Annotated in this window: 22 protein-coding genes and 12 pseudogenes; 17 read left to right on the forward strand and 17 right to left on the reverse strand. The window is 48.7% G+C overall.

The genetic code is table 11. The annotated features are described in order from the left end of the window. Positions 1-132: 132 nt before the first annotated feature. The 4 genes from LRS40_RS00110 to LRS40_RS00125 form a co-directional block, all read right to left on the reverse strand. Entirely contained in the window at positions 133-432 is a 300-nt protein-coding gene (locus LRS40_RS00110) for a hypothetical protein (protein ID WP_039026432.1), read from the reverse strand. 347 nt (positions 433-779) lie between these two features. Then, on the reverse strand, positions 780-1,559 hold the full coding sequence (locus LRS40_RS00115) for a phospholipase D family protein (RefSeq protein WP_000250919.1): 780 nt from the start codon (positions 1,557-1,559) through the stop codon (positions 780-782). A 55-nt stretch (positions 1,560-1,614) separates the two neighbouring features. Further along, entirely contained in the window at positions 1,615-2,538 is a 924-nt protein-coding gene (locus LRS40_RS00120; RefSeq protein ID WP_005046389.1) for a hypothetical protein, read from the reverse strand. A gap of 5 nt (positions 2,539-2,543) precedes the next feature. Continuing rightward, complete coding sequence (locus tag LRS40_RS00125) at positions 2,544-3,059, reverse strand: thermonuclease family protein (protein WP_000173534.1); 516 nt, start codon at positions 3,057-3,059, stop codon at positions 2,544-2,546. A gap of 223 nt (positions 3,060-3,282) precedes the next feature. On the opposite strand from LRS40_RS00125, the gene LRS40_RS00130 reads away from it, so the two are divergent. The 4 genes from LRS40_RS00130 (at position 3,283) to LRS40_RS00145 (ending at position 6,570) form a co-directional block, all read left to right on the forward strand. Continuing rightward, positions 3,283-4,710 (forward strand): DNA cytosine methyltransferase, encoded by a 1,428-nt coding sequence (locus LRS40_RS00130; protein WP_038989455.1) that lies wholly within the window; start codon positions 3,283-3,285, stop codon positions 4,708-4,710. Between the two features lie 131 nt (positions 4,711-4,841). Next, positions 4,842-5,009, forward strand: a complete 168-nt coding sequence (locus LRS40_RS00135; protein WP_000220757.1) for a hypothetical protein — start codon at positions 4,842-4,844, stop codon at positions 5,007-5,009. Between the two features lie 24 nt (positions 5,010-5,033). Continuing rightward, positions 5,034-6,329 carry a DUF1173 family protein gene (locus tag LRS40_RS00140; RefSeq protein WP_000529857.1) on the forward strand — a complete coding sequence of 432 codons (1,296 nt, stop codon included), beginning with the start codon at positions 5,034-5,036 and terminating at the stop codon, positions 6,327-6,329. Positions 6,330-6,384: 55 nt separating this feature from the next. Continuing rightward, entirely contained in the window at positions 6,385-6,570 is a 186-nt protein-coding gene (locus tag LRS40_RS00145; RefSeq protein WP_000003718.1) for a hypothetical protein, read from the forward strand. 54 nt (positions 6,571-6,624) lie between these two features. On the opposite strand, the gene LRS40_RS00150 is transcribed toward LRS40_RS00145, so the two are convergent. Continuing rightward, positions 6,625-7,845, reverse strand: coding sequence for a hypothetical protein (locus LRS40_RS00150; RefSeq protein WP_010892342.1), 1,221 nt, complete (start codon positions 7,843-7,845; stop codon positions 6,625-6,627). 2 nt (positions 7,846-7,847) lie between these two features. Continuing rightward, a pseudogene (locus LRS40_RS00155) lies at positions 7,848-8,660 on the reverse strand (DUF4942 domain-containing protein). 506 nt (positions 8,661-9,166) lie between these two features. Between LRS40_RS00155 and LRS40_RS00160 the strand changes: the two are divergent. The 3 genes from LRS40_RS00160 to LRS40_RS00170 all read left to right on the forward strand — a co-directional run bounded on the left by LRS40_RS00160 (position 9,167) and on the right by LRS40_RS00170 (position 10,770). After that, on the forward strand, positions 9,167-9,835 hold the full coding sequence (locus tag LRS40_RS00160; protein ID WP_010892343.1) for a DUF6884 domain-containing protein: 669 nt from the start codon (positions 9,167-9,169) through the stop codon (positions 9,833-9,835). Next, the gene (locus tag LRS40_RS00165; RefSeq protein ID WP_001082182.1) at positions 9,832-10,104 is read left to right on the forward strand and encodes a hypothetical protein; all 273 of its coding nucleotides are present in this window, start codon (positions 9,832-9,834) and stop codon (positions 10,102-10,104) included. The genes LRS40_RS00160 and LRS40_RS00165 overlap by 4 nt, the downstream gene beginning before the upstream one ends. A gap of 261 nt (positions 10,105-10,365) precedes the next feature. Further along, positions 10,366-10,770 (forward strand): H-NS family nucleoid-associated regulatory protein, encoded by a 405-nt coding sequence (locus tag LRS40_RS00170; protein ID WP_001287388.1) that lies wholly within the window; start codon positions 10,366-10,368, stop codon positions 10,768-10,770. A gap of 90 nt (positions 10,771-10,860) precedes the next feature. Here the strand turns inward: LRS40_RS00170 and LRS40_RS00175 are convergent. Beyond that, positions 10,861-11,083 (reverse strand): annotated as a pseudogene (locus tag LRS40_RS00175) (hypothetical protein). A 268-nt stretch (positions 11,084-11,351) separates the two neighbouring features. Between LRS40_RS00175 and LRS40_RS00180 the strand changes: the two are divergent. Continuing rightward, a protein-coding gene (locus LRS40_RS00180; RefSeq protein ID WP_001390281.1) for an IS1-like element IS1B family transposase occupies positions 11,352-12,051 on the forward strand; the annotation gives its coding sequence in 2 pieces (ribosomal slippage) (positions 11,352-11,591 and positions 11,593-12,051; 699 coding nt in all). A gap of 120 nt (positions 12,052-12,171) precedes the next feature. Here LRS40_RS00180 and LRS40_RS00185 read toward each other — a convergent pair. After that, positions 12,172-13,010: pseudogene (locus LRS40_RS00185) on the reverse strand (AadA family aminoglycoside 3''-O-nucleotidyltransferase). Between the two features lie 148 nt (positions 13,011-13,158). Between LRS40_RS00185 and intI1 the strand changes: the two are divergent. From intI1 to LRS40_RS00200, 3 genes and pseudogenes are all read left to right on the forward strand, one after another. Continuing rightward, complete coding sequence (gene intI1 / locus LRS40_RS00190) at positions 13,159-14,172, forward strand: class 1 integron integrase IntI1 (RefSeq protein ID WP_000845048.1); 1,014 nt, start codon at positions 13,159-13,161, stop codon at positions 14,170-14,172. Positions 14,173-14,374: 202 nt separating this feature from the next. Beyond that, positions 14,375-14,524, forward strand: a pseudogene (locus LRS40_RS00195) (EAL domain-containing protein); the annotation flags it as partial. 46 nt (positions 14,525-14,570) lie between these two features. After that, complete coding sequence (locus LRS40_RS00200; protein ID WP_001067855.1) at positions 14,571-15,275, forward strand: IS6-like element IS26 family transposase; 705 nt, start codon at positions 14,571-14,573, stop codon at positions 15,273-15,275. Positions 15,276-15,689: 414 nt separating this feature from the next. Here LRS40_RS00200 and LRS40_RS00205 read toward each other — a convergent pair whose 3' ends face one another. Beyond that, on the reverse strand, positions 15,690-16,550 hold the full coding sequence (locus LRS40_RS00205; protein ID WP_000027057.1) for a broad-spectrum class A beta-lactamase TEM-1: 861 nt from the start codon (positions 16,548-16,550) through the stop codon (positions 15,690-15,692). A gap of 182 nt (positions 16,551-16,732) precedes the next feature. Then, positions 16,733-17,290 carry a recombinase family protein gene (locus tag LRS40_RS00210; RefSeq protein ID WP_001235713.1) on the reverse strand — a complete coding sequence of 186 codons (558 nt, stop codon included), beginning with the start codon at positions 17,288-17,290 and terminating at the stop codon, positions 16,733-16,735. A gap of 163 nt (positions 17,291-17,453) precedes the next feature. On the opposite strand from LRS40_RS00210, the pseudogene LRS40_RS00215 reads away from it, so the two are divergent. The 3 genes and pseudogenes from LRS40_RS00215 to LRS40_RS00225 form a co-directional block, all read left to right on the forward strand. Continuing rightward, positions 17,454-17,924, forward strand: a pseudogene (locus LRS40_RS00215) (DUF4158 domain-containing protein); the annotation flags it as partial. Positions 17,925-18,015: 91 nt separating this feature from the next. Continuing rightward, complete coding sequence (locus LRS40_RS00220) at positions 18,016-18,720, forward strand: IS6-like element IS26 family transposase (RefSeq protein ID WP_136655513.1); 705 nt, start codon at positions 18,016-18,018, stop codon at positions 18,718-18,720. Between the two features lie 36 nt (positions 18,721-18,756). Continuing rightward, positions 18,757-19,191: pseudogene (locus LRS40_RS00225) on the forward strand (recombinase family protein); the annotation flags it as partial. Positions 19,192-19,509: 318 nt separating this feature from the next. On the opposite strand, the gene LRS40_RS00230 reads toward LRS40_RS00225, so the two are convergent. Next, positions 19,510-20,166: a quinolone resistance pentapeptide repeat protein QnrS1 gene (locus LRS40_RS00230; RefSeq protein WP_001516695.1), complete on the reverse strand. Its 657-nt coding sequence runs from the start codon at positions 20,164-20,166 to the stop codon at positions 19,510-19,512. A 395-nt stretch (positions 20,167-20,561) separates the two neighbouring features. Between LRS40_RS00230 and LRS40_RS00235 the strand changes: the two are divergent. Further along, positions 20,562-20,720, forward strand: a pseudogene (locus LRS40_RS00235) (transposase); the annotation flags it as partial. 52 nt (positions 20,721-20,772) lie between these two features. Here the strand turns inward: LRS40_RS00235 and LRS40_RS00240 are convergent. Then, positions 20,773-21,479 (reverse strand): annotated as a pseudogene (locus tag LRS40_RS00240) (IS6-like element IS26 family transposase). A gap of 82 nt (positions 21,480-21,561) precedes the next feature. On the opposite strand from LRS40_RS00240, the pseudogene LRS40_RS00245 reads away from it, so the two are divergent. Continuing rightward, positions 21,562-22,845: pseudogene (locus tag LRS40_RS00245) on the forward strand (Tn3-like element Tn3 family transposase); the annotation flags it as partial. On the opposite strand, the gene LRS40_RS00250 reads toward LRS40_RS00245, so the two are convergent. Next, positions 22,769-23,374: a tRNA modification GTPase gene (locus tag LRS40_RS00250; protein ID WP_306402929.1), complete on the reverse strand. Its 606-nt coding sequence runs from the start codon at positions 23,372-23,374 to the stop codon at positions 22,769-22,771. The pseudogene LRS40_RS00245 and the gene LRS40_RS00250 overlap by 77 nt on opposite strands. 12 nt (positions 23,375-23,386) lie before the next feature. Further along, positions 23,387-23,854 (reverse strand): annotated as a pseudogene (gene mobA, locus LRS40_RS00255) (mobilization protein MobA); the annotation flags it as partial. On the opposite strand from mobA, the pseudogene LRS40_RS00260 reads away from it, so the two are divergent. Then, a pseudogene (locus LRS40_RS00260) lies at positions 23,842-24,051 on the forward strand (tetracycline resistance MFS efflux pump); the annotation flags it as partial. The pseudogenes mobA and LRS40_RS00260 sit on opposite strands and share 13 nt — an antisense overlap. Here the strand turns inward: LRS40_RS00260 and LRS40_RS00265 are convergent. From LRS40_RS00265 to floR, 3 genes and pseudogenes are all read right to left on the reverse strand, one after another. After that, positions 23,997-24,206: pseudogene (locus LRS40_RS00265) on the reverse strand (IS91 family transposase); the annotation flags it as partial. The pseudogenes LRS40_RS00260 and LRS40_RS00265 overlap by 55 nt on opposite strands. A 111-nt stretch (positions 24,207-24,317) precedes the next feature. Further along, a complete protein-coding gene (locus LRS40_RS00270) occupies positions 24,318-24,623 on the reverse strand; it encodes a LysR family transcriptional regulator (RefSeq protein ID WP_001255015.1) in 306 nt (101 codons plus the stop codon). A 27-nt stretch (positions 24,624-24,650) separates the two neighbouring features. Then, the gene (gene floR / locus LRS40_RS00275) at positions 24,651-25,865 is read right to left on the reverse strand and encodes a chloramphenicol/florfenicol efflux MFS transporter FloR (RefSeq protein ID WP_000214122.1); all 1,215 of its coding nucleotides are present in this window, start codon (positions 25,863-25,865) and stop codon (positions 24,651-24,653) included. Positions 25,866-26,022: the final 157 nt, after the last annotated feature.

Consider the following 26,022-nt stretch of genomic DNA (forward strand, 5'->3'; position numbering starts at 1 on the left):
TAGGCATTACCTCCACTAACGTATTCAAAACAGCAGTTCAGATTGCAGAAGTGGATTGTTTTCGTTCATCAATATCTCCAAGAAAATAAATATGTACCTGATTATAGAAAATAAAAATCTCTCATTGTTTGATTAACTGTGTAGAAGATAAAATAAATACCCAAAAGCAATAGTGGATAATGCTAACACCACACAATTAGCAATGTACCAGATCAATGTTTGGAACTTAAGCCGCCAGATCATTTCAGGCTCTTTACCGCTTGAAACTGAGCCTCTACCTTCACTGACTAACTTATCAGCATTTTTAAAATGCTGATAAGTTGAACCAGCACGAAAAGTAAGCCATGCCATACCTAACATTATGAATCCAAATAAATAAAATGCTTTTTCTAAGTAAAAATCTACCGCTGATACAACATCCAGATTTTCCATTTGGTAATTCTCAATATTGTTGGTGAGTTAAAGATTTTTTTGTTGGCTAACTGTCTGAAAGCCCTAATTATGGTCATTACAATCCAACCAATTAACAGGTTCCCCAAGAAACCGTGTCAATGCTGCTTTAGCGTATTGTGGCTTAGTGTAATATCGAGGGAACCAGCCATCGTAATTTTGTGTTCCTTTGCGACGATATTCAGGCTCTACAGACAGTTTACATCCCTGGCCGTGAGGCGAGATGGTAAAGGTGACCCCAGTATTCGAATCAGTACTAAACAAGCTATTTTTCATTGACCCTTCTATGTCCCTCATGGCTACGCAGGGACACAGTACGTGATGTAAAATCATAATGCTAGGTTATCAGGCCACAGAAAATAGTTTTCTCCTTTTTTATATCGATTTGGCTTGGCTTCTGCCCCTGCCGCTATGCCAGCATCAGTCAATATGTATTTTCCTTCTACGTCCATGAGATATCCAGCTTCGATTAATTTTTTATATAGAGATAACAAATCAGTTTTATGATTTTTTGCTAGATTTGTCGAAGTGAGTTTTGAATTTGTATTTAAATCAGTAATCAATCCATTTTGATTTGTTAATGGTTCTTCATGAAAGGCTGAAGTGAAGTCGGATGACTCTTTATTAGTTTTTTCACTTTCTTTTGAACCTGTTGTTTCTTTATCTGTTGTTAGTGGCTGAATGTTATCTGTGCTGATTCTGATCAGTCGCTGAGCTTCATTTAACGATGAAGTGTATGCATCCTTCTCCTGCTCCTTAATAATTAACACTCCAATTTCATGGTTATTAATCTGACTAAAATCATAAAGGTTTAGACTGCACACAATACATTGATTTTCATTGGCATATAATTTTGCATGGAGGTTTTTACAAAAACTAAGGCGTACAAAAGGCAGGTTTGTTAACCATTCATATTCTTTAGAGTTTAGTTCTGATTTCCCATAAACTATTCTGATGTCAACTTTTAGTCTATTTTTATCTTCGATCAGCTCTTTAATGCGATTACTAAGCTTAAGGTATGGGCTAATGAGAATTATCCTTTCCTCAGCTTCAGTGATTGTTTTTTCAAGTTGATAATTCAAACCAGTGGTGTTGAGTACTTGTACCATGTATACCTCATTTTAATTTTTAATGATGCCTTGAGAACGGCAAGATTTTTTATAACTATGCAACCTTGTTTTCAAAACCCAGCGTCCGAGGATTCTGAAGAACAAAGTCTCTGACGCCCGATATGCATGCCTTGATGATTATATCAAAGTGCGGCTGCGCCTCCGATACCAAATTTCCTGTATTATCCAGTAGCAATATGACCCCTAGCGATTTTACAAGCTGGTACTCAACTGTCGACCGCTCTAAAGCGATCTGGAGCATGTAAATAGTTTCGCCGGATACATTCCCATCTATTCCAGTCACCGTTGCTGTGCAAGCAGCCTGCTGAGCTGGGGAATGAGGTGAATAATAGTCATACCAGTAATCGGCCATCACCGTTTCTTTCCTCGGTTGCAGGTTTTTTACGGGCCATTTCACCCAGACGGAAGACAAGTTTTCAGAAACAATTGAATACCGTAATGCCTTTAGAGGGTCATCAAATTCACCACGGGACCATGTCGCATCAAATTCTGACTGAAAGGTCAATGGGTCTATTACTGCAATAAAATCAAACTGGTCTTTATTAATTTTAGAGGCTCGCTCATTCATAAAGAAAAGGCCAAGCCTGAAACCTTTATCACTTCTCCAGCTGGCACCGGCTGGCTGATAATCCGAATTGATAAATGGTCGGAGTTGCTGGTCTGTATGCAGAAAGATAAATGACGGTGCTAGGGTTTTATTCCCATTCTTGATTGGATTAACATAGAGACGTTCGCCTGCGCTGAGCATTTCAATAATTGCCTTTGAAATAACAACAGAAGCTGAAGGTATGCAGACGTTGCCGCCCTCCTCCATCGAATGCACCAAATCCCCATCCGGGCCCGTAGTAACGTGTCGCAGACACGTTGGGCAGCGGTGAGTCTCTCCTGGTAAAATTGGCCACGAAAGATGTCCATCGCTATTAAGCGCAATTTTCAATAAAGGATGCTGTCTTGTCATCGCGGTCACCCCCTGCTTTTCGTCTTTTGAGGTTTCTGGTTTTGCTGGCGCCACTCCCAGGGGGCAACGGGATTAGGATCTACCCAGAGGCCTTTAACTGCTTTCTGAGCTGAAGCTTCGAATTTCAGATAGTTTGGGACGATGGCATTACCGTCAAACCGGTATACCCATGCATAGCCGCTGTCTACCATTGAGGCGTTTATGTCATAACCATCAAGCCAAATGGTTCCCAGCATCCTGCCGTAAATATCAGGTCCGTGGTCTATTACCGTAATATTCTGTGCAGCAATCGCGGCGCTCAACGCTTGTTTAGACTTTTGTCCAAAGGCCTGCTTACTTTCGGGGGCATCAATACCGTACAAGCGGATTTTGATGCTTGTATTCTGACCATCGAGCGCGGTGATTGTGTCCCCGTCGATAATTTTTACCACTTTCGCTTCAAATGACGATTGGGCAGCCAGAGTTGCCGCCGGGAAAAGGACGATTAATGTCGGCAAAAGTAACTTTTTCAACAGAGTCATACGTTCTCCCTGAATTAGATGGTTCGTAGTAACAAATAAGTCGTGTGATTTGACGCGCTTATTGTACCAATTAGAAACTCGGCGATTTTCCGTTAACGGAGGCAATTTGAGTGGATTAAAAATTTTAATTCAGGAGATGAAAATAAAGGCCTTTAACAAAAAATTGAATTTTCACCGCGTGGTAGTCTGAGGTCCTAAATTAATCACATTTCATGGAGTAAGGATGTACAACGATAGAACTGATCCTGCAATAACAGCATTGCTTAATGATGAGACGCCTTCCTCTATCCATAAATTACTGGTGCAGGTTGCAAGTATCTATGACGTAAAAGATTTGGCTGCGCAACTTAATGCTGCAACCGGCAGCGACTGGTCGAGGGCATCACTTATTCGCCAGATCAAAGGTTCAGTTAATGAATGTCGAATAACCCAGGAAGAATATCATTATCTTCGATCGTTGCTCCCCTCACGCCCAGCAGACTATGACCAGAAATTTTTCCGTTTTATTGACTTGTTTGCTGGGATCGGTGGCCTCCGGAGTGGTTTTGACGCCATTGGCGGGAAATGCGTGTTTACAAGCGAATGGAATCAGTTCTCCCGCCGGACATACAGTGCAAACTGGTACTGTGACGAGACTGAGCACTATTTCAACTCAGATATCCGGGACATTACACTCAGTAATCTTCCCGATGTTTCGGATGACCAGGCCTATGCTTCTATCGATGCATCCATCCCAGACCATGATGTTTTGCTCGCAGGTTTCCCATGCCAACCGTTCAGTATTGCCGGTGTCAGCAAAAAGAACTCTTTGGGCCGAAAACACGGCTTTGAATGCGACACCCAGGGGACCCTTTTTTTTGATGTCGCCCGGATCATCCGAGCCAAACAGCCTGCCATTTTCGTTCTTGAGAACGTAAAAAATCTGAAGAGCCACGATAAGGGAAATACGTTCCGCATCATCATGAAAGCGCTTGATGAACTTGGCTACGATGTTGCCGACTGCGATGCTCACGGATCAAAGGACCCCAAAATAATTGACGGTAAGAACTTCAGGCCTCAGCACCGGGAACGTATCGTGTTGGTTGGATTCAGGCGCGATCTGAAGCTCCATGATGGCTTTTCGTTAAGTGGTGTATCGGCTCTTTATCCTTCACGACGGCCAACCCTTGGGGAGCTGCTGGACGCTGAGGTCGATAGCCGTTACATCCTTTCTCCAAAGCTCTGGGAGTACCTTTATAACTACGCTAAAAAGCACCAGGCAAAAGGTAATGGATTTGGCTTCGGACTGGTAAATCCACTTGATAAATCAGTTGTTTGCAGAACACTCAGCGCACGGTACTATCGTGATGGCTCTGAAATTTTGCTAGACCGTGGATGGGATCACAGCATAGGCGAAAAGGACTTTAATGATCCTGTAAATATGGCAAGGCGCCCGCGCCGTTTAACCCCGCGAGAATGTGCCCGCCTTATGGGATTCGAGCAACCGGGAAAAGTTACTTTTCGCATTCCAGTCTCTGATACCCAGGCCTATCGCCAGTTCGGCAATTCGGTCATCGTCGACGTATTTGCGGCCGTGGCCAGTTTGCTTCGAAGCCGTATTGAGATCGCCGTTGCGGCTCGTCTCAAGGGAGAGTTTGAAGCGGCATCATAGTAATTCTTCTGTGTGATTTTGCAGGTTAACGTAATGGTTTATTTCACTAATATTGTAACTTTTACACAGAAAAAAACCTGGGCAGGGAGAGAAAGGCCTGCTTCAGTCAACTCCTTCATCAGGAGGTAATGATGACGTATTTTGATTCAGCAGAAGACCTCACCATTTCAAAACAGAGAGCTCTGCAAGAGCTTGCAAAACATGGCGTCGTAGCCAGCGACATAGACGTATTTTTTTCCGAGTTGGGTGAGAGGGAAGAGTACAACGCGCAAGAAGTATTGATATGGCTAGGCTATTAGTATTTTTAAATTTCAGGAGGTCCCATGGGCCAGAAGTTTGCAGTTTTTATTGCTTACGATGACGAACCAAACACGAAACGATACTCGGCTGAATTTCAGACACAGGATGAGTATGTAAAGGGATGGCAGTCGGCCCTGAAGAAAGCACACCACACGTCCGGGCAGAAATCTGTGATCAGCTGCGGATGTCGGGGAAAAGGCGCAAAGCGTCTCTACGTCCGCTCACTACCAAACAGTGATACGTTCATCCTGATTAAGGCTGCAAATACAGGCACTGAGCATGATCCATCGTGTGTGTTTTTCGACCTTGATGCCAGGCATACAGGGTTAAAGGGTTATGCCAGCAATGTTGTACGCATCAACAATGAGGGGACCATGTCAATCCGCCTTGGAATAGGCATGACGGAGAAAGATCCGCCGGAAAAGTCTGAGGTTCCTTCCCTGCCCCAAATCCAGCGACCTGAAGGTGGCCAGGCTTCAATGACCCTCTCCGGACTTCTGAGTTTGTTGTGGACTGAAGCCGGTCTTAATGTCTGGTATCCGAATATGGCCGGGAAGCGAAATGATTCGCTGGTTCGATACCGGATGTTGGAAGCCGCAAAGCAGATTAGATCGGGTAGAGCATGTATTGGCGACCATCTTTTTATCGGGGTGGCGGACTCTAAAAGCAAAGTGGCCAGTGAGCAGGTTCAACTGCTGTCGTCGGCGGAACTGAGCGACAAACGACTGCTGCTGCTATCAGTACTGCCGCGCTATGACGCAGAAAAGCATGAGAAGCCGCTGAAGTTTCTACCTATGCGTAACTTCGGCGGTATGCCCCTTACCTTCTTTAACTCAGACGGGCACTGGGATAGCGTGAAGCGGCGATTCCCTCTGGAATATGCCGCCTGGAAAAATGGGGGCAAAGTTGTTGTTTTTGCTCTTACATCTCCCGTATCGGTGACCAGTAGAGGTATCTCTGCACGAGCTCATCAGATAGTGCTTATGCTGGTGAGTGATAACTGGATACCTCTGGACTCCTCCTACGAAGCGATAGTGTCCCGTAAACTTGATGCCGAACACCGGCACTATGTTAAGCCTATGCGGTATGACGCCAGTGCGAGCGATGTTTTCCCAGATTTTTATTTACTGGATACACGAAGTGATAAGCCGTTCCCGATGGAAGTTTTCGGGATGTCGACACCTGCCTATCTTGCGCGAAAGGAACTTAAGAAGGCGTATTACAACCAGGAATATGGGGCCTATGGATGGTGGCACTGGGATGCTACGGAGAAGACTGAATACCAGGAACTCCCTCATTTCCCGGAAGCTAGACGATAAAATTAACCCGAATCACAACCTTAAAATTGGGCTAAAAATGGCGTACATACTTTCGATGAGTGAGCAGGTTAAACTGAAGGCGTTTTTGGCGGCAGTACTCGATGACTACAAACTGGGAGCTATTTCACAACAGCAAGCTGTTGGCGGGATCACTAGCCTGGTTGATGCTATTGAGATCAGTGATTCGGGGAAAATCAGCCTAATGCTGTCGGAAGGACGTAAACTCCTGCGAACGGGATAAAGAGCCTGTGGACGCCAGGAATTTAAGTCTATTGCAAATTCCTGGCGGGAGCAGTTATGTCGTCTTTTTGTTTCGCGGTTTTGATGCCCCAGAGGATTTAGGTTTGATGGCAACTGCGCCGGTCATAGCTTCGGTAAGCTGCTTGATTGTTCCTCGTAAAGACTCGGCAATGGTCTTTTCCGCATTGAGTGTCGCTTCCATGGAAATCATCTGATTCCTGAGCTGTTGAAGCTCTTCTGTCTGATCTGTTTGCACTTTTTTGGCAACCAGGCTCTCATCAGCTAAGCGTTGTGCTTCAGCTCGTAGTTGGTCATTCTCCCCTTTAGCTGTTGAGAGCTCCGACCGCACGAGCGTCAGGGTCGTGTCCTTTTCGGCTAAAGATGAGCTCAATTCAGAGGAATGGGTCTGTACTGAGGAAAGGTCCTGTTCAAGCTGACTGACACTGACTTTTAAATCAGACACGGTCCGTTGTAAGTGATCATTCTGGCTTTTGAGGGCTGTCAGCTCTACCTGCTGCGCTTTATTCTCATCATTCAGCTGCTTCTGATACTCCTGCTGCGAGGCCAGTTCCTGTTTGCGCTCACTCAGTTGCTGGTTCAGTGTCCCTACTGTCTGCTGTAAAAGCTGGATCTCGTTTTGGGCATGCTGTAATTCACTTTGAGTTCCTGCCAGAGTTTCTTCTGCTTCCTGAAGTGAATCTTCTAATTTACTGGAGAGTTCACGCTGCTGCTCCAGCAGGTTAATCAGGTTAACTTTTTCGTTATTCAGGACTGTAGCCTGTTCTTTCGACTGTGACAGTTCTTCCAGAATCTCAGCATTCCGCTGCCGTAACTGAGTAATTTCTGCCTTCGCAATTTTCACGCTATCACTCTGGATAGCCGTATAGCTTAAGCGGAAGTACCAGGTGATAAACGCAGTAAAATCACTGAATGCATCTTTAATCTGGTCAGGGATTTCAATCGCGCGTGCTTCCTCGGGCACCTCGTCCACGTATTGCTTGTAGGCCGCCAGCATCTCCTGAGCCCTGGCAAAAGACCCCCCCATTTTATCCCGCAGCCAGTGGGCTTTGAAAAACTGGTCGAGGTTTTCGGTGCTGATGCTCTTATCGAGGCAGATTTGTTCAATCTCGGTGAAATATTTAACCTTAGCTATTGACGAGTAAGGGGAATTCTTCAGTAACTCGGGGCTTAGAGGGGGCGTTTTTGAAGTCTCTTCACTTAAACTGGACGCAGTTTGTTCATCCCCGTTCATCAAATTTACATTGTCAGTCATCATTCTTATCCTTTGGCCGGGATCTGGTTGGCAAAATAAATGCTAATCAGGTCATTCAGTGCGTTATGCAGGCTTTCACACTCAACTGAGATATGGACGTTACCATTTCCGAACAATCGGAACTTCCAGCCCTTCGGGTCGGTAATGTCACCCGTGAAATCGGTTTTCCGTAAGACAGCAAGCCGATCGTACATGTTCATTCCACTGCCGACAGGCGGTGTTGCTGCATTGGAGCAGATGCAAACGACATTCTCAAAGTCGTTTAAATAGAAGAGATTATCCTGAGAAAAGCCATTATATCTCATCATGTTCGAGTCGGGAAAAATGCCGCGTAGTACCAGTTTTTTTGGCATCACAAATTGCTAGGCATTAGTTTTATACCGGCGATCAAGCTGGCATAGCAGATCAACAAACCCTTCAGCAAGCGTAATGCTGCGCATGGCAACTGCCTGGCGCAATGTACTGCGGATTACGGTTAACGACGCAATTGGCGGAGCGTTCCGGAGAGACTCACGGAACTCCGCCCGCTGGTTGTGATTCCAGAATCGGTCAATACCCGTTTCTTCAAAAAGATTGTTCCATGTCTTACGGTCTATTTGCTGTCGCCCTTCCTCGATGCTTGCGGCCAGGGACGCAGGAAGGCCAAAAGCATTAGGGGCCATAATTTTGCTGTTAAACAGTGAAAACCCGCAAATTGCTGAGGCTTCGGCAATCAGCGTCATGCCGTCCAGAAATTTTTGCATAGCGGCATCACGACTACTGGCGAGTTGTTCGGTACGGGTACTCAACTTCAGTTCCGGCTGCGAATTCATGCTCATTTCACGATCCTTTTCCCACTGTTTTGGCTGAGAGATTTTCACTGGCCTATCCACCTCTCTAGTTAAAAAAATTCTCGTAGCGTCATTTATAGTAACGCCTTTACTAATGACTAATGATGAAAAAGATTAGCACACAGATGTCGGGTGACCAACAACCCGCAACCCGTTAAGTGGCGATCGCATTCCCTGAATGCACAACCATTGAGCTATATGACTGATTAATACGGTTTTTATCCGCAATTACACTATGAGGGGGGCTATGTGTACTATGGGATTTACCCCGAATTAAATCCCATAGTACATAAAATGAACTAAATAAAGCCGAAAAACGTGACGGTGTCACCTCTGGGGTGTTTATTTTGGTATCTAGTTATTAGTAAAGGCATGACTAAATGTATAATGGGGTAGTCGTTTACGTTTAGGGCTTCCTCTTTGTCGTTATGGCGGATGAGGGGCTGTTACGATAGTTAGACAGTGATTACACACATTTGGCTGAGGGCTACAAAATGGCGGCGTCGCGAATTACACACCTAATAACGTCCTGTACCAAAGGTAAGCACAGCCAGTGCGGCTCCATGCCAGAACTGAGTATCCGGTCTGGACAGACACCAGAAGAGGCAATGTCCAGCTGGGCAGCAACGATTAAACGGTCGCAAAGTGCTTCACCGGTACCGGCCCTGTCGCTCTATGCCGGTAATCACTGGTCAACGGCAAAAGAGATATTACGGACAACTGAGAACCTGGAGTTGTGGGTGATCTCGGCCGGGTTGGGTTTTTTGAATAGTCGTGACCTCGTGGACGCTTATGAAGCCACCTTTCATGATTTACCGTTCAGTCACCGACAATGGTGGCGGGAATTAACAAATACATTCGGGAAAGAAAGGACGGCGAAATCTATTGAGACATTGATGGCAGCAAGACCTTTCGATGATTATGTTATCGCTGCCTCCCCCGTTTATATCGAGGCGACGGAGGATGATATCCTGGCAGGGGCAAGCAAATTAAATAATCACATTGCCCAGTTGACGGTTGTAACGTCAGGGGAATATTCTGGACTACTTGAATCCTATTTAATTCGTAGCGAATCCCGTATGATGCGCCAACTATCAAGCAACATGGTATGTCTTAACATCAAACTTGCTCAATATATTATTGGAAGTCGGCGCTATTCATGAACCGCACTGATGATTCCATAACGCAACTATCTTCACTTTATGAACGGCTCGGAGCTGTGGCTCATGAACTGGAATATTGTAAAATTCTGCTCCCTGAACACTCTGAACAACTGGATCTTGATGCCGCAGCAACATATGCAATGATGCTCCGCATTGAACAGTGGGCAGCAAACGTTAAGAACGCATATAATACCAACACATACGACCCTTTCCATATTAACGAAAAGGACAAACAACTAAGAAATCAAGAGGAAGAAAATCAATATTAAAAGGTCTCTCCAGTAACCGAAAGTAATAATCGCATGAGACAGACGGCGATTTTATCTAATCTTGCGGAGTTGGCACTACAGAGGAACTGGCAAGTGATAATGCATTTGTTTCCATACGCGGGGTGGTTAATGTCTTTAGGTACCAATGATTGATATCATGCGCCCAGAAAATCTTACGCGTCTAGCTGGCTCAAAATAATAAAAGAGTGTAATATCGCAAAGTATTCTATTGATTTTATTTATTACTCTTAGTGAGGTCATATGTCCGAAGCACTCAAATCATTAAACAACATTCGTACTCTTCGTGCGCAGGGCCGTGAACTGCCGTTAGAGATCCTTGAAGAACTGCTGGAAAAATTAAGCGTTGTTGTTGAAGAACGACGTCAGGAAGAATCTTCAAAAGAAGCTGAGCTGAAAGCGCGTCTGGAGAAGATTGAATCCCTGCGTCAATTAATGCTTGAAGATGGAATTGACCCTGAAGAGTTACTGAGTTCTTTCTCTGCAAAGTCCGGAGCACCTAAAAAAGTTCGCGAACCGCGCCCTGCGAAATATAAATACACTGATGTTAATGGTGAAACGAAAACCTGGACTGGCCAGGGGCGTACCCCTAAAGCACTGGCCGAACAACTTGAAGCCGGTAAAACACTGGATGATTTCCTCATCTAAGTTGAAATTAAAATCGCGAACAGCTCAGTTCAAAAGCCACTTTTCAGTGGCTTTTCTTATTAAGCCTATGTTTAGGAATATTCAAATAATCTAGGGTTTAATGACAATTGTTTTGCCATCAGGTAGATAAACCCCTATTAAACGAAGGACAAAACCACGCCAACCAGAATTTGCTTCCTTTATGCAGCGATACAGTTCGTTATTTTCACTTTTCAGTTTATTCCATTCAAGAAAAAGAGATCTCCGGATCTAACTCTGAGATGTGTTTCACTTCGTTGTTTATGCGTACAGTATTGATACCATTCCCAGTCATAAAAAGTCACCGTAGGTTTGATAAACAGGTTGAACATTGACAAAACTACTTTGTAGTAAGCTTTATCAAATTCAATTCTAAATCAGTTCTAAGTTATTTGATGGCAGATATAACCGACAATTAGGAAAAAGGTGATGCCGACATATATCATCGTTAATTGAAGCGTACATGGCATATCTTGTTCTTTCGGGATTTTTACTCTATTGCCTCTTAGGTGATGCTGCCAACTTACTGATTTAGTGTATGATGGTGTTTTTGAGGTGCTCCAGTGGCTTCTGTTTCTATCAGCTGTCCCTCCTGTTCAGCTACTGACGGGGTGGTGCGTAACGGCAAAAGCACCGCCGGACATCAGCGCTATCTCTGCTCTCACTGCCGTAAAACATGGCAACTGCAGTTCACTTACACCGCTTCTCAACCCGGTACGCACCAGAAAATCATTGATATGGCCATGAATGGCGTTGGATGCCGGGCAACCGCCCGCATTATGGGCGTTGGCCTCAACACGATTTTTCCGCCATTTAAAAAAACTCAGGCCGCAGTCGGTAACCTCGCGCATACAGCCGGGCAGTGACGTCATCGTCTGCGCGGAAATGGACGAACAGTGGGGATACGTCGGGGCTAAATCGCGCCAGCGCTGGCTGTTTTACGCGTATGACAGGCTCCGGAAGACGGTTGTTGCGCACGTATTCGGTGAACGCACTATGGCGACGCTGGGGCGTCTTATGAGCCTGCTGTCACCCTTTGACGTGGTGATATGGATGACGGATGGCTGGCCGCTGTATGAATCCCGCCTGAAGGGAAAGCTGCACGTAATCAGCAAGCGATATACGCAGCGAATTGAGCGGCATAACCTGAATCTGAGGCAGCACCTGGCACGGCTGGGACGGAAGTCGCTGTCGTTCTCAAAATCGGTGGAGCTACATGACAAAGTCATCGGGCATTATCTGAACATAAAACACTATCAATAAGTTGGAGTCATTACCCAATTTGTGTAGGGCTTATTATGCACGCTTAAAAATAATAAAAGCAGACTTGACCTGATAGTTTGGCTGTGAGCAATTATGTGCTTAGTGCATCTAACGCTTGAGTTAAGCCGCGCCGCGAAGCGGCGTCGGCTTGAACGAATTGTTAGACATTATTTGCCGATTACCTTGGTGATCTCGCCTTTCACGTAGTGGACAAATTCTTCCAACTGATCTGCGCGCGAGGCCAAGCGATCTTCTTCTTGTCCAAGATAAGCCTGTCTAGCTTCAAGTATGACGGGCTGATACTGGGCCGGCAGGCGCTCCATTGCCCAGTCGGCAGCGACATCCTTCGGCGCGATTTTGCCGGTTACTGCGCTGTACCAAATGCGGGACAACGTAAGCACTACATTTCGCTCATCGCCAGCCCAGTCGGGCGGCGAGTTCCATAGCGTTAAGGTTTCATTTAGCGCCTCAAATAGATCCTGTTCAGGAACCGGATCAAAGAGTTCCTCCGCCGCTGGACCTACCAAGGCAACGCTATGTTCTCTTGCTTTTGTCAGCAAGATAGCCAGATCAATGTCGATCGTGGCTGGCTCGAAGATACCTGCAAGAATGTCATTGCGCTGCCATTCTCCAAATTGCAGTTCGCGCTTAGCTGGATAACGCCACGGAATGATGTCGTCGTGCACAACAATGGTGACTTCTACAGCGCGGAGAATCTCGCTCTCTCCAGGGGAAGCCGAAGTTTCCAAAAGGTCGTTGATCAAAGCTCGCCGCGTTGTTTCATCAAGCCTTACGGTCACCGTAACCAGCAAATCAATATCGCTGTATGGCTTCAGGCCGCCATCCACTGCGGAGCCGTACAAATGCACGGCCAGCAACGTTGATTCCAGATGGCGCTCAATGACGCTTAGCACCTCTGATAGTTGGTTCGAAATTTCGATGGTCACCGCTACCCTCATGATGTTTAACTTTGTTTTAGGGCGACTGCCCTGCTGCGTAACATCGTTGCTGCTCCATAACATCAAACATCGACCCACGGCGTAACGCGCTTGCTGCTTGGATGCCCGAGGCATAGACTGTACCCCAAAAAAACAGTCATAACAAGCCATGAAAACCGCCACTGCGCCGTTACCACCGCTGCGTTCGGTCAAGGTTCTGGACCAGTTGCGTGAGCGCATACGCTACTTGCATTACAGCTTACGAACCGAACAGGCTTATGTCCACTGGGTTCGTGCCTTCATCCGTTTCCACGGTGTGCGTCACCCGGCAACCTTGGGCAGCAGCGAAGTCGAGGCATTTCTGTCCTGGCTGGCGAACGAGCGCAAGGTTTCGGTCTCCACGCATCGTCAGGCATTGGCGGCCTTGCTGTTCTTCTACGGCAAGGTGCTGTGCACGGATCTGCCCTGGCTTCAGGAGATCGGAAGACCTCGGCCGTCGCGGCGCTTGCCGGTGGTGCTGACCCCGGATGAAGTGGTTCGCATCCTCGGTTTTCTGGAAGGCGAGCATCGTTTGTTCGCCCAGCTTCTGTATGGAACGGGCATGCGGATCAGTGAGGGTTTGCAACTGCGGGTCAAGGATCTGGATTTCGATCACGGCACGATCATCGTGCGGGAGGGCAAGGGCTCCAAGGATCGGGCCTTGATGTTACCCGAGAGCTTGGCACCCAGCCTGCGCGAGCAGCTGTCGCGTGCACGGGCATGGTGGCTGAAGGACCAGGCCGAGGGCCGCAGCGGCGTTGCGCTTCCCGACGCCCTTGAGCGGAAGTATCCGCGCGCCGGGCATTCCTGGCCGTGGTTCTGGGTTTTTGCGCAGCACACGCATTCGACCGATCCACGGAGCGGTGTCGTGCGTCGCCATCACATGTATGACCAGACCTTTCAGCGCGCCTTCAAACGTGCCGTAGAACAAGCAGGCATCACGAAGCCCGCTACACCGCACACCCTCCGCCACTCGTTCGCGACGGCCTTGCTCCGCAGCGGTTACGACATTCGAACCGTGCAGGATCTGCTCGGCCATTCCGACGTCTCTACGACGATGATTTACACGCATGTGCTGAAAGTTGGCGGTGCCGGAGTGCGCTCACCGCTTGATGCGCTGCCGCCCCTCACTAGTGAGAGGTAGGGCAGCGCAAGTCAATCCTGGCGGATTCACTACCCCTGCGCGAAGGCCATCGGTGCCGCATCGAACGGCCGGTTGCGGAAAGTCCTCCCTGCGTCCGCTGATGGCCGGCAGCAGCCCGTCGTTGCCTGATGGATCCAACCCCTCCGCTGCTATAGTGCAGTCGGCTTCTGACGTTCAGTGCAGCCGTCTTCTGAAAACGACAATGGAGGTGGTAGCCGAGGGTGTGGAAACACCCGACTGCCTTGCGTGGTTGCGGCAGGCGGGTTGCGACACGGTGCAGGGTTTCCTGTTCGCCAGGCCGATGCCGGCGGCGGCCTTCGTCGGCTTCGTCAACCGGCACTGTTGCAAATAGTCGGTGGTGATAAACTTATCATCCCCTTTTGCTGATGGAGCTGCACATGAACCCATTCAAAGGCCGGCATTTTCAGCGTGACATCATTCTGTGGGCCGTACGCTGGTACTGCAAATACGGCATCAGTTACCGTGAGCTGCAGGAGATGCTGGCTGAACGCGGAGTGAATGTCGATCACTCCACGATTTACCGCTGGGTTCAGCGTTATGCGCCTGAAATGGAAAAACGGCTGCGCTGGTACTGGCGTAACCCTTCCGATCTTTGCCCGTGGCACATGGATGAAACCTACGTGAAGGTCAATGGCCGCTGGGCGTATCTGTACCGGGCCGTCGACAGCCGGGGCCGCACTGTCGATTTTTATCTCTCCTCCCGTCGTAACAGCAAAGCTGCATACCGGTTTCTGGGTAAAATCCTCAACAACGTGAAGAAGTGGCAGATCCCGCGATTCATCAACACGGATAAAGCGCCCGCCTATGGTCGCGCGCTTGCTCTGCTCAAACGCGAAGGCCGGTGCCCGTCTGACGTTGAACACCGACAGATTAAGTACCGGAACAACGTGATTGAATGCGATCATGGCAAACTGAAACGGATAATCGGCGCCACGCTGGGATTTAAATCCATGAAGACGGCTTACGCCACCATCAAAGGTATTGAGGTGATGCGTGCACTACGCAAAGGCCAGGCCTCAGCATTTTATTATGGTGATCCCCTGGGCGAAATGCGCCTGGTAAGCAGAGTTTTTGAAATGTAAGGCCTTTGAATAAGACAAAAGGCTGCCTCATCGCTAACTTTGCAACAGTGCCTTACCGGTTCTATTTGTCTTTTAGTGATTCTATAAACCTCATTACGTCTGAATATAAAAATCTATTATTTGATTTATGTGGCTCATGAGGTTGTGGGATTGTCTTGTTTTTGAATGTGCCAGTTTTCTTAATGGCAAAGATTAACTCACCTTCTGTTATTCCTAACATTTCAGCAAATGTTTTTGCTTCTATAGTTACTGACTTCATTTAATTAAGGGGTCTGACGCTCAGTGGAACGAAAACTCACGTTAAGGGATTTTGGTCATGAGATTATCAAAAAGGATCTTCACCTAGATCCTTTTAAATTAAAAATGAAGTTTTAAATCAATCTAAAGTATATATGAGTAAACTTGGTCTGACAGTTACCAATGCTTAATCAGTGAGGCACCTATCTCAGCGATCTGTCTATTTCGTTCATCCATAGTTGCCTGACTCCCCGTCGTGTAGATAACTACGATACGGGAGGGCTTACCATCTGGCCCCAGTGCTGCAATGATACCGCGAGACCCACGCTCACCGGCTCCAGATTTATCAGCAATAAACCAGCCAGCCGGAAGGGCCGAGCGCAGAAGTGGTCCTGCAACTTTATCCGCCTCCATCCAGTCTATTAATTGTTGCCGGGAAGCTAGAGTAAGTAGTTCGCCAGTTAATAGTTTGCGCAACGTTGTTGCCATTGCTGCAGGCATCGTGGTGTCACGCTCGTCGTTTGGTATGGCTTCATTCAGCTCCGGTTCCCAACGATCAAGGCGAGTTACATGATCCCCCATGTTGTGCAAAAAAGCGGTTAGCTCCTTCGGTCCTCCGATCGTTGTCAGAAGTAAGTTGGCAGCAGTGTTATCACTCATGGTTATGGCAGCACTGCATAATTCTCTTACTGTCATGCCATCCGTAAGATGCTTTTCTGTGACTGGTGAGTACTCAACCAAGTCATTCTGAGAATAGTGTATGCGGCGACCGAGTTGCTCTTGCCCGGCGTCAACACGGGATAATACCGCACCACATAGCAGAACTTTAAAAGTGCTCATCATTGGAAAACGTTCTTCGGGGCGAAAACTCTCAAGGATCTTACCGCTGTTGAGATCCAGTTCGATGTAACCCACTCGTGCACCCAACTGATCTTCAGCATCTTTTACTTTCACCAGCGTTTCTGGGTGAGCAAAAACAGGAAGGCAAAATGCCGCAAAAAAGGGAATAAGGGCGACACGAAAATGTTGAATACTCATACTCTTCCTTTTTCAATATTATTGAAGCATTTACCAGGGTTATTGTCTCATGAGCGGATACATATTTGAATGTATTTAGAAAAATAAACAAATAGGGGTTCCGCGCACATTTCCCCGAAAAGTGCCACCTGACGTCTAAGAAACCATTATTATCATGACATTAACCTATAAAAATAGGCGTATCACGAGGCCCTTTCGTCTTCAAGAATTTTATAAACCGTGGAGCGGGCAATACTGAGCTGATGAGCAATTTCCGTTGCACCAGTGCCCTTCTGATGAAGCGTCAGCACGACGTTCCTGTCCACGGTACGCCTGCGGCCAAATTTGATTCCTTTCAGCTTTGCTTCCTGTCGGCCCTCATTCGTGCGTTCTAGGATCCTCCGGCGTTCAGCCTGTGCCACAGCCGACAGGATGGTGACCACCATTTGCCCCATATCACCGTCGGTACTGATCCCGTCATCAATGAACCGGACTGCCACGCCCTGAGCGTCAAATTCCTTTATCAGTTGGATCATATCGGCAGTGTCGCGGCCAAGACGGTCGAGCTTCTTAACCAGAATGACATCACCTTCCTCCACCTTCATCCTCAGCAAATCCAGCCCTTCCCGGTCTGTTGAACTGCCGGATGCCTTATCGGTAAATATACGGTTTGCTTTCACACCTGCGTCTTTGAGTGCTCTGACCTGAAGATCAAGAGACTGCTGACTGGTTGAGACCCGAGCGTAACCAAAAAGTCGCATAAAAATGTACCTTAAATCGAATATCGGACAACTCATGTCTATTATTACAAATTTACGATTTAATAGACATATTAATGTAACAGTTTTACGATGTCCGATAATTTATAACATTTCGTACGGTTGGAAAAATGTTACTAAATGCCCGTCAGGCAGGGAGGCCGATATGCCCGTTGACTTTCTGACCACTGAGCAGACTGAAAGCTATGGCAGATTCACCGGTGAACCGGATGAGCTTCAGCTGGCACGATATTTTCACCTTGATGAAGCAGACAAGGAATTTATCGGAAAAAGCAGAGGTGATCACAACCGTCTGGGCATTGCCCTGCAAATTGGATGTGTCCGTTTTCTGGGCACCTTCCTCACCGATATGAATCATATTCCTTCCGGCGTCCGGCATTTTACCGCCAGACAGCTCGGGATTCGTGATATCACCGTTCTTGCAGAATACGGTCAGAGGGAAAATACCCGCCGTGAGCATGCAGCGCTGATACGTCAGCACTATCAGTATCGTGAATTTGCCTGGCCCTGGACATTTCGCCTTACCCGTCTTTTATATACCCGGAGCTGGATAAGCAACGAACGTCCTGGCCTGCTTTTCGATCTGGCGACAGGGTGGCTTATGCAACATCGTATTACTGAGATTCTACGTCAGTACTTTATAAGGCACTGTTGCAAATAGTCGGTGGTGATAAACTTATCATCCCCTTTTGCTGATGGAGCTGCACATGAACCCATTCAAAGGCCGGCATTTTCAGCGTGACATCATTCTGTGGGCCGTACGCTGGTACTGCAAATACGGCATCAGTTACCGTGAGCTGCAGGAGATGCTGGCTGAACGCGGAGTGAATGTCGATCACTCCACGATTTACCGCTGGGTTCAGCGTTATGCGCCTGAAATGGAAAAACGGCTGCGCTGGTACTGGCGTAACCCTTCCGATCTTTGCCCGTGGCACATGGATGAAACCTACGTGAAGGTCAATGGCCGCTGGGCGTATCTGTACCGGGCCGTCGGCAGCCGGGGCCGCACTGTCGATTTTTATCTCTCCTCCCGTCGTAACAGCAAAGCTGCATACCGGTTTCTGGGTAAAATCCTCAACAACGTGAAGAAGTGGCAGATCCCACGATTCATCAACACGGATAAAGCGCCCGCCTATGGTCGCGCGCTTGCTCTGCTCAAACGCGAAGGCCGGTGCCCGTCTGACGTTGAACACCGACAGATTAAGTACCGGAACAACGTGATTGAATGCGATCATGGCAAACTGAAACGGATAATCAACGCCACGCTGGGATTTAAATCCATGAAGACGGCTTACGCCACCATCAAAGGTATTGAGGTGATGCGTGCACTACGCAAAGGCCAGGCCTCAGCATTTTATTATGGTGATCCCCTGGGCGAAATGCGCCTGGTAAGCAGAGTTTTTGAAATGTAAGGCCTTTGAATAAGACAAAAGGCTGCCTCATCGCTAACTTTGCAACAGTGCCAGCTGGACCGCCTCGGTCGTGATCTTCGTCATCTCATTAATACAGTGCACGACCTGACCGCGAGGGGGACCGGTCTGAAAGTGCTGACCGGTCACGGGGCGACTATCGACACAACAACGGCCGCTGGCAAGCTTGTCTTCGGTATCTTTGCCGCACTGGCGGAGTTTGAGCGCGAACTGATTGCTGAAAGAACGACTGCAGGTCTGGCATCAGCAAGAGCCCGTGGGCGGAACGGCGGCCGACCTTATAAAATGACGCCAGTCAAACTGCGACTGGCAATGGCATCAATGGGACAATCAGAAACAAAGGTCAGTACGCTATGCCAGGAACTTGGGATAACCCGGCAAACTTTGTACAGGCATATTTCCCCTGTTGGTCAACTGCGGGCGGACGGGATCAAGCTGTTCAACCGTGGATAATTTGAACGGACGGAAAAATCTGGGGTTCCGGCGTAGTACCCCTATCACCTCCACATTTTTGCAACAGTGCCTTATAAATGGCAGCCTTATGTTTACTTGCCAAGATGGGCTACCATATGATGTTTTATACTGAGCAATATTAATATTATCTTTAATGGAAAAATTAAGCCCACTAAGTGACCCACTGCTATATGGCTCTATTGTGAAGACGCCTGAGGGTAAAAATTTATACATGGTTGTCCCTATGTCTATTATTGCAAGGTTGACAATATTATTCGTTTTATAAATTTGAGCGTTTAAAATCACACATCAAAGCAATTAGTCAGGATAAACAACAATACCCAGTGCTTCGAGAATCAGTTCTTGCTGCCAGGCTGCAATTTTGATACCTGATGTATCGACTTTGCGGGGATCTAAACCGTCGAGTTCGGCGTGGCATAAATTGGCACCCTGTAGGCTAAATTGCCCCCAGACATCTTCGGAAAAAACACCTCGACTTAAGTCTGACTCTTTCAGTGATGCACCCGCTAGGTTCGTTCCTATCCAGCGATTTTCAAACAACTCACATTTTTCTAAACAAACCCTCTCCATATTGGCATAGGAAAGATTACATCCAGAAATAAATGCTGAGCAAAAGTACATACGATTACTCACTTGATGGGCAAAGTTTGTTCGGGAAAAGTTGGCACCTTTTAAATCACACGCACGGAACTCTATACCGTAGCAATTGGCATTACTGAAGTTTGCCATCGCAAGTTGGCATTGTTGGAAACTTGCATCACGAAGATCTGCGACATCAAAGTGGCAGCCTTCGATATCACCCTGTTCAATGAACTTGCAGTTGACGAATGTCGTATCACGCAAGTTAGCACGTCGAAAGTCGCTGCGAATGAATGTGCAAGCGGTGAAGGTGAGATCACTTAAGTCTTTATGTGAAAAGTTGTGGTGCCGATATGTATGATTGTAGGTTTCCATGAGTACTCCTTGTTGAAAGGAGGGCTAGACTACCATTATACATATGCCAAGACATTAAAATAAAAGCCTGTTACATCAACACATTACAACCCCTCAATTTACCTGTTTTTAAGTGGTCAAATTGGCGCGTAGAGCGCCTATCGCTCTTGCATTGGCACGCGGCCCTGTTGAAAAAAGTTATTCGCTTTAGATAGGGTTAGGAGAGCCGTGCTTCGCCGGTAAAAAATCGGACTATCCGACGCAGGGCGGACTCATCGGCGGAGAAGCAAACTTTGACTATATCTCCCTACACTTGGAAGAGGGCTAGACTGGCCCCATAGATCACCAGACACTTCGACTCTCTTAAAATAAGAGGTAGTCTTGGAACTATGTTTAATACCAGTCAGAACGATAAGATGGTTGAAGTGTTATCAGGACCTGAGCGGCGTCGGCGTCGTACACCGCAGGAAAAAATTGCCATTATTCAGCAGACTATGGAGCCCGGTATGACCGTGTCTCATGTCGCGCGCCTGCATGGCATCAATGCAAACCAGATATTCAAATGGCGCAAGCAAGGCACTGTTGCAAAGTTAGCGATGAGGCAGCCTTTTGTCTCATTCAAAGGCCTTACATTTCAAAAACTCTGCTTACCAGGCGCATTTCGCCCAGGGGATCACCATAATAAAATGCTGAGGCCTGGCCTTTGCGTAGTGCACGCATCACCTCAATACCTTTGATGGTGGCGTAAGCCGTCTTCATGGATTTAAATCCCAGCGTGGCGCCGATTATCCGTTTCAGTTTGCCATGATCGCATTCAATCACGTTGTTCCGGTACTTAATCTGTCGGTGTTCAACGTCAGACGGGCACCGGCCTTCGCGTTTGAGCAGAGCAAGCGCGCGACCATAGGCGGGCGCTTTATCCGTGTTGATGAATCGCGGGATCTGCCACTTCTTCACGTTGTTGAGGATTTTACCCAGAAACCGGTATGCAGCTTTGCTGTTACGACGGGAGGAGAGATAAAAAAATCGACAGTGCGGCCCCGGCTGTCGACGGCCCGGTACAGATACGCCCAGCGGCCATTGACCTTCACGTAGGTTTCATCCATGTGCCACGGGCAAAGATCGGAAGGGTTACGCCAGTACCAGCGCAGCCGTTTTTCCATTTCAGGCGCATAACGCTGAACCCAGCGGTAAATCGTGGAGTGATCGACATTCACTCCGCGTTCAGCCAGCATCTCCTGCAGCTCACGGTAACTGATGCCGTATTTGCAGTACCAGCGTACGGCCCACAGAATGATGTCACGCTGAAAATGCCGGCCTTTGAATGGGTTCATGTGCAGCTCCATCAGCAAAAGGGGATGATAAGTTTATCACCACCGACTATTTGCAACAGTGCCGAAACGACTGAGCAAAATGATCAGTGATCTACTCCCTCCGGTGGATTTAACGGAGTTGCTGCTCGAAATTAACGCCCATACCGGATTTGCTGATGAGTTTTTCCATGCTAGTGAAGCCAGTGCCAGAGTTGATGATCTGCCCGTCAGCATCAGCGCCGTGCTGATGGCTGAAGCCTGCAATATCGGTCTGGAACCACTGATCAGATCAAATGTTCCTGCACTGACCCGACACCGGCTGAACTGGACAAAAGCGAACTATCTGCGGGCTGAAACTATCACCAGCGCTAATGCCAGACTGGTTGATTTTCAGGCAACGCTGCCACTGGCACAGATATGGGGTGGAGGAGAAGTGGCATCTGCAGATGGAATGCGCTTTGTTACGCCAGTCAGAACAATCAATGCCGGACCGAACCGCAAATACTTTGGTAATAACAGAGGGATCACCTGGTACAACTTTGTGTCCGATCAGTATTCCGGCTTTCATGGCATCGTTATACCGGGGACGCTGAGGGACTCTATCTTTGTGCTGGAAGGTCTTCTGGAACAGGAGACCGGGCTGAATCCAACCGAAATTATGACCGATACAGCAGGTGCCAGCGAACTTGTCTTTGGCCTTTTCTGGCTGCTGGGATACCAGTTTTCTCCACGCCTGGCTGATGCCGGTGCTTCGGTTTTCTGGCGAATGGACCATGATGCCGACTATGGCGTGCTGAATGATATTGCCAGAGGGCAATCAGATCCCCGAAAAATAGTCCTTCAGTGGGACGAAATGATCCGGACCGCTGGCTCCCTGAAGCTGGGCAAAGTACAGGTTTCAGTGCTGGTCCGTTCATTGCTGAAAAGTGAACGTCCTTCCGGACTGACTCAGGCAATCATTGAAGTGGGGCGCATCAACAAAACGCTGTATCTGCTTAATTATATTGATGATGAAGATTACCGCCGGCGCATTCTGACCCAGCTTAATCGGGGAGAAAGTCGCCATGCCGTTGCCAGAGCCATCTGTCACGGTCAAAAAGGTGAGATAAGAAAACGATATACCGACGGTCAGGAAGATCAACTGGGCACACTGGGGCTGGTCACTAACGCCGTCGTGTTATGGAACACTATTTATATGCAGGCAGCCCTGGATCATCTCCGGGCGCAGGGTGAAACACTGAATGATGAAGATATCGCACGCCTCTCCCCGCTTTGCCACGGACATATCAATATGCTCGGCCATTATTCCTTCACGCTGGCAGAACTGGTGACCAAAGGACATCTGAGACCATTAAAAGAGGCGTCAGAGGCAGAAAACGTTGCTTAACGTGAGTTTTCGTTCCACTGAGCGTCAGACCCCAGATATCAGCCAGCGGCGCTTTTTTCTGCCAGACAGCTTCCATACGCTGCATTTCAGCAATCCGGCTGTACCCGTCATTCATAAACCATGTCAGTGCCGTCACACAGCAAGCCAGGACGAAGAATATCGTCAGCACAAGATAAATCGCCGATTTCCACGTATAGCGATACATTTCACGGCGCATGGCGTTAACGGAGTCATTAGCTGCTTTCACGACCTGATTAAGGGCATTCACGGCGGGCTTCTGCTGCTCAGTGCCGGCTTGTGTTAACGCCTGCGTAACCTGATTCATAGCGGAGCTGACAGACTTTCTGACTGTATCGGTCATATTACCGGACGCACTGTCCAGCTCCCGGATAACCTTGCTCAGTGTTTCGCTCTGCCGCTGTAACTGCACGGAGGCAGCCTGAAACTCCTCAGTCAGCGTGCTCACTCGTTTTTCCAGCGCCTGATGATGCCCGATAAGGGCAGCAATCTGTTTAATTTCGTCGCTCATATCAAATCCTGCTTATCGTGAGAATGACCAGCCTTTATCGGGCTTCTGTCGTTTCTGTTCGGCAATGCGCTGCCGCTCTTTCTCCTGCTGACGCTGTTTTTCCGCCAGTCTCGCCCGCTCTTTCTGCCGTTCCATTTCCTGATGTATCTCCTGAAACTCCGCCATCGCATCGTTAACAAGGGACTGAAGGTCAATTTCTTCCTGTATGTCCTTCATGGCATCGCTGACCAGTGCATTCAGCTTCTCCGGCTCTTTTTCAAAATCGAATACCCTGCCGGAAACGGCGTCCTGTTCGGGATCAGATTTCTGCGTCTGTTTTAGCATCAGAGTGTCCCGCTCACTGATGGCTTCCCGCAGCGAGGTGGTTACGTCAATCACGCTGTCACGTTCATCACAGCACTGCTGAACCTGTCTTTCCGCTTCCCTGCGCTCAAGAATGGCCTGTAACTGGTCAGTATCGAAGCGCTGAACGTCAGGGGCAGCTGCAAGGCTCACTGGCGGCGCTCACCAGCCTGACCTCGATCGTCGGACCCCTCCTCTTCACGGCGATCTATGCGGCTTCTATAACAACGTGGAACGGGTGGGCATGGATTGCAGGCGCTGCCCTCTACTTGCTCTGCCTGCCGGCGCTGCGTCGCGGGCTTTGGAGAAATTCTTCAAATTCCCGTTGCACATAGCCCGGCAATTCCTTTCCCTGCTCTGCCATAAGCGCAGCGAATGCCGGGTAATACTCGTCAACGATCTGATAGAGAAGGGTTTGCTCGGGTCGGTGGCTCTGGTAACGACCAGTATCCCGATCCCGGCTGGCCGTCCTGGCCGCCACATGAGGCATGTTCCGCGTCCTTGCAATACTGTGTTTACATACAGTCTATCGCTTAGCGGAAAGTTCTTTTACCCTCAGCCGAAATGCCTGCCGTTGCTAGACATTGCCAGCCAGTGCCCGTCACTCCGCGGTCTTCACTGCGTGATCGAGTTGATCGACACCCGCCGTGACACGCTCCATGAAGTGCCTGCCTGCGTCTGTTAGCCGAACGCCCCGCGCATGGCGCTCAAATAGCAGGACACCAAGGTTATCCTCCAGCGCTTTCACACGCGCGCTGACGCTCGACTGGCTGATACCAAGTGCCTTGGCCGCATGCCGAAAATTCAGATGCTCGGCGACGGCGATGAACTGAACAAGGGAAATGAGCGGTATCCTGCCAGACAGGATACCGACATTCACGAGGTTTCGATGGTTAGTGCGCCGCATCGGAGCGGGCCTGCTACCAGTCGTCGGTTAGACGACTGGCGACTTCTCGGTGGCAGCCCCACGGAGCCGAAGGAGCACCAGCCCCAACGAAACCAGTACCGCCATCGCCGTGGCGTAACAGATCACGGGCCACGCTGTGTCACCGTTTAAAAGTGCCACCGCCAATGTCCCGACAATGCTGACTATCAGGCTTTGAACGCAGAAGTAGAACGCGACCGCTGATCCCGCGATGTCGTCGAACTCTGCCAAAGCGCCGTTCGCGGTAACGGACACCGTGAAGACAATACCGACCGCGACAACCCACATCGGTAGGATGAAGGTGAGGAATGACGGCGAGCCGTAAAGTTCGCCGATCCCCAACAGGACCGCTCCGCAAACAAGCAACGCCATCCCACGCGCCACGCATCCTGCGATGCCCCATCTGGCGACAAAGGACTTCGCGAAACGGGTTGTCACGATCATTACAAGCGCGACAGTGGCGAAGGCAAAGCTGAATCCGATCTCGGAATATTCCGCTTGGCCTATGAGCACACGGGGAGCCGTCGAGAAGAAGACGAAGTAGGTGCCCATACCGGCGCTAAAGCCGACAGTGTAAACCCAAAAAGCCGGACTCGCGAAGATCGGCAAGACAGATCGGCGCGTCTTGACTTGATCCAGAGGGCGGGTTTCGTGCCACCTGAAACCCGCATTTAGGAGTGCGAGCATCGCCAGTATAGCCAAAGTAATGAATATCGCCTGCCATCCCAAGAACTCGCCGATCAATACTCCGGCGATAGGGCCGAGCGCAGGCACGAACGCCAGCATCGAACTGAAAAGGCCGTAGATGACGACACCCTCAGGACGGTTGGCATAAACGTCGCGAACCGTCGCGAACGTCGCCACCAGCATGGCCGACGCGCCCACTGCTTGAAGTAGACGGAAAGCGACAAAGGCCGGTGCAGTTGAAGACCAAGCTGCTCCCAGAGACGCAATGACGAAAGCCGTTGCGCCCGCAAGTAGAATTGGCCGTCGCCCGATTCTGTCTGAGAGCGGACCAAAAATCACCTGGCCCACGCCGAGCATCACCATATAGAGGCTCAACGTGAGTTGGATCATAGCGGGCGTCGTGTTCAGGATGCCGGGCATCGCTGGAACGACAGGGAGATAAATATCCATCGCCAGTGAAGCGAGGATGTCGAAAGGAGCCATCAGCAGCAGTGCTGCCGGCAGCGTATAGGCCCACGCGGGGCGTGTGGTGGTCATGACGAATCAACCCTCGATTAAGGAATACCGGGCGACGTCTGCTCGTCAGCAATCAGATGAGACTAGCCTTACAGAGCGCCGCAACAACAATACTGGTTGTTGCGGCTTACTTGTCTGCTGACTTGGAATTTCCCATCTGATTACTCCACGCTTACGA

The organism is Leclercia sp. G3L (assembly GCF_021117075.1).
GTDB classification, from domain to species: domain Bacteria; phylum Pseudomonadota; class Gammaproteobacteria; order Enterobacterales; family Enterobacteriaceae; genus Enterobacter; species Enterobacter adecarboxylatus_C.

Coding starts and splice junctions, on each gene's coding strand:
- LRS40_RS00250 (WP_306402929.1), bottom strand. CDS start 23,374: ATGAGCGACGAAATTAAACAGATTGCTGCCCTTATCGGGCATCATCAG.
- LRS40_RS00210 (WP_001235713.1), bottom strand. CDS start 17,290: ATGCGACTTTTTGGTTACGCTCGGGTCTCAACCAGTCAGCAGTCTCTT.
- LRS40_RS00205 (WP_000027057.1), bottom strand. CDS start 16,550: ATGAGTATTCAACATTTTCGTGTCGCCCTTATTCCCTTTTTTGCGGCA.
- LRS40_RS00220 (WP_136655513.1), top strand. CDS start 18,016: ATGAACCCATTCAAAGGCCGGCATTTTCAGCGTGACATCATTCTGTGG.
- LRS40_RS00165 (WP_001082182.1), top strand. CDS start 9,832: ATGAACCGCACTGATGATTCCATAACGCAACTATCTTCACTTTATGAA.
- LRS40_RS00145 (WP_000003718.1), top strand. CDS start 6,385: ATGAGTGAGCAGGTTAAACTGAAGGCGTTTTTGGCGGCAGTACTCGAT.
- LRS40_RS00120 (WP_005046389.1), bottom strand. CDS start 2,538: ATGACAAGACAGCATCCTTTATTGAAAATTGCGCTTAATAGCGATGGA.
- LRS40_RS00125 (WP_000173534.1), bottom strand. CDS start 3,059: ATGACTCTGTTGAAAAAGTTACTTTTGCCGACATTAATCGTCCTTTTC.
- intI1 (WP_000845048.1), top strand. CDS start 13,159: ATGAAAACCGCCACTGCGCCGTTACCACCGCTGCGTTCGGTCAAGGTT.
- LRS40_RS00200 (WP_001067855.1), top strand. CDS start 14,571: ATGAACCCATTCAAAGGCCGGCATTTTCAGCGTGACATCATTCTGTGG.
- LRS40_RS00170 (WP_001287388.1), top strand. CDS start 10,366: ATGTCCGAAGCACTCAAATCATTAAACAACATTCGTACTCTTCGTGCG.
- LRS40_RS00270 (WP_001255015.1), bottom strand. CDS start 24,623: ATGCGGCGCACTAACCATCGAAACCTCGTGAATGTCGGTATCCTGTCT.
- LRS40_RS00115 (WP_000250919.1), bottom strand. CDS start 1,559: ATGGTACAAGTACTCAACACCACTGGTTTGAATTATCAACTTGAAAAA.
- floR (WP_000214122.1), bottom strand. CDS start 25,865: ATGACCACCACACGCCCCGCGTGGGCCTATACGCTGCCGGCAGCACTG.
- LRS40_RS00130 (WP_038989455.1), top strand. CDS start 3,283: ATGTACAACGATAGAACTGATCCTGCAATAACAGCATTGCTTAATGAT.
- LRS40_RS00160 (WP_010892343.1), top strand. CDS start 9,167: ATGGCGGCGTCGCGAATTACACACCTAATAACGTCCTGTACCAAAGGT.
- LRS40_RS00110 (WP_039026432.1), bottom strand. CDS start 432: ATGGAAAATCTGGATGTTGTATCAGCGGTAGATTTTTACTTAGAAAAA.
- LRS40_RS00230 (WP_001516695.1), bottom strand. CDS start 20,166: ATGGAAACCTACAATCATACATATCGGCACCACAACTTTTCACATAAA.
- LRS40_RS00150 (WP_010892342.1), bottom strand. CDS start 7,845: ATGATGACTGACAATGTAAATTTGATGAACGGGGATGAACAAACTGCG.
- LRS40_RS00140 (WP_000529857.1), top strand. CDS start 5,034: ATGGGCCAGAAGTTTGCAGTTTTTATTGCTTACGATGACGAACCAAAC.
- LRS40_RS00135 (WP_000220757.1), top strand. CDS start 4,842: ATGACGTATTTTGATTCAGCAGAAGACCTCACCATTTCAAAACAGAGA.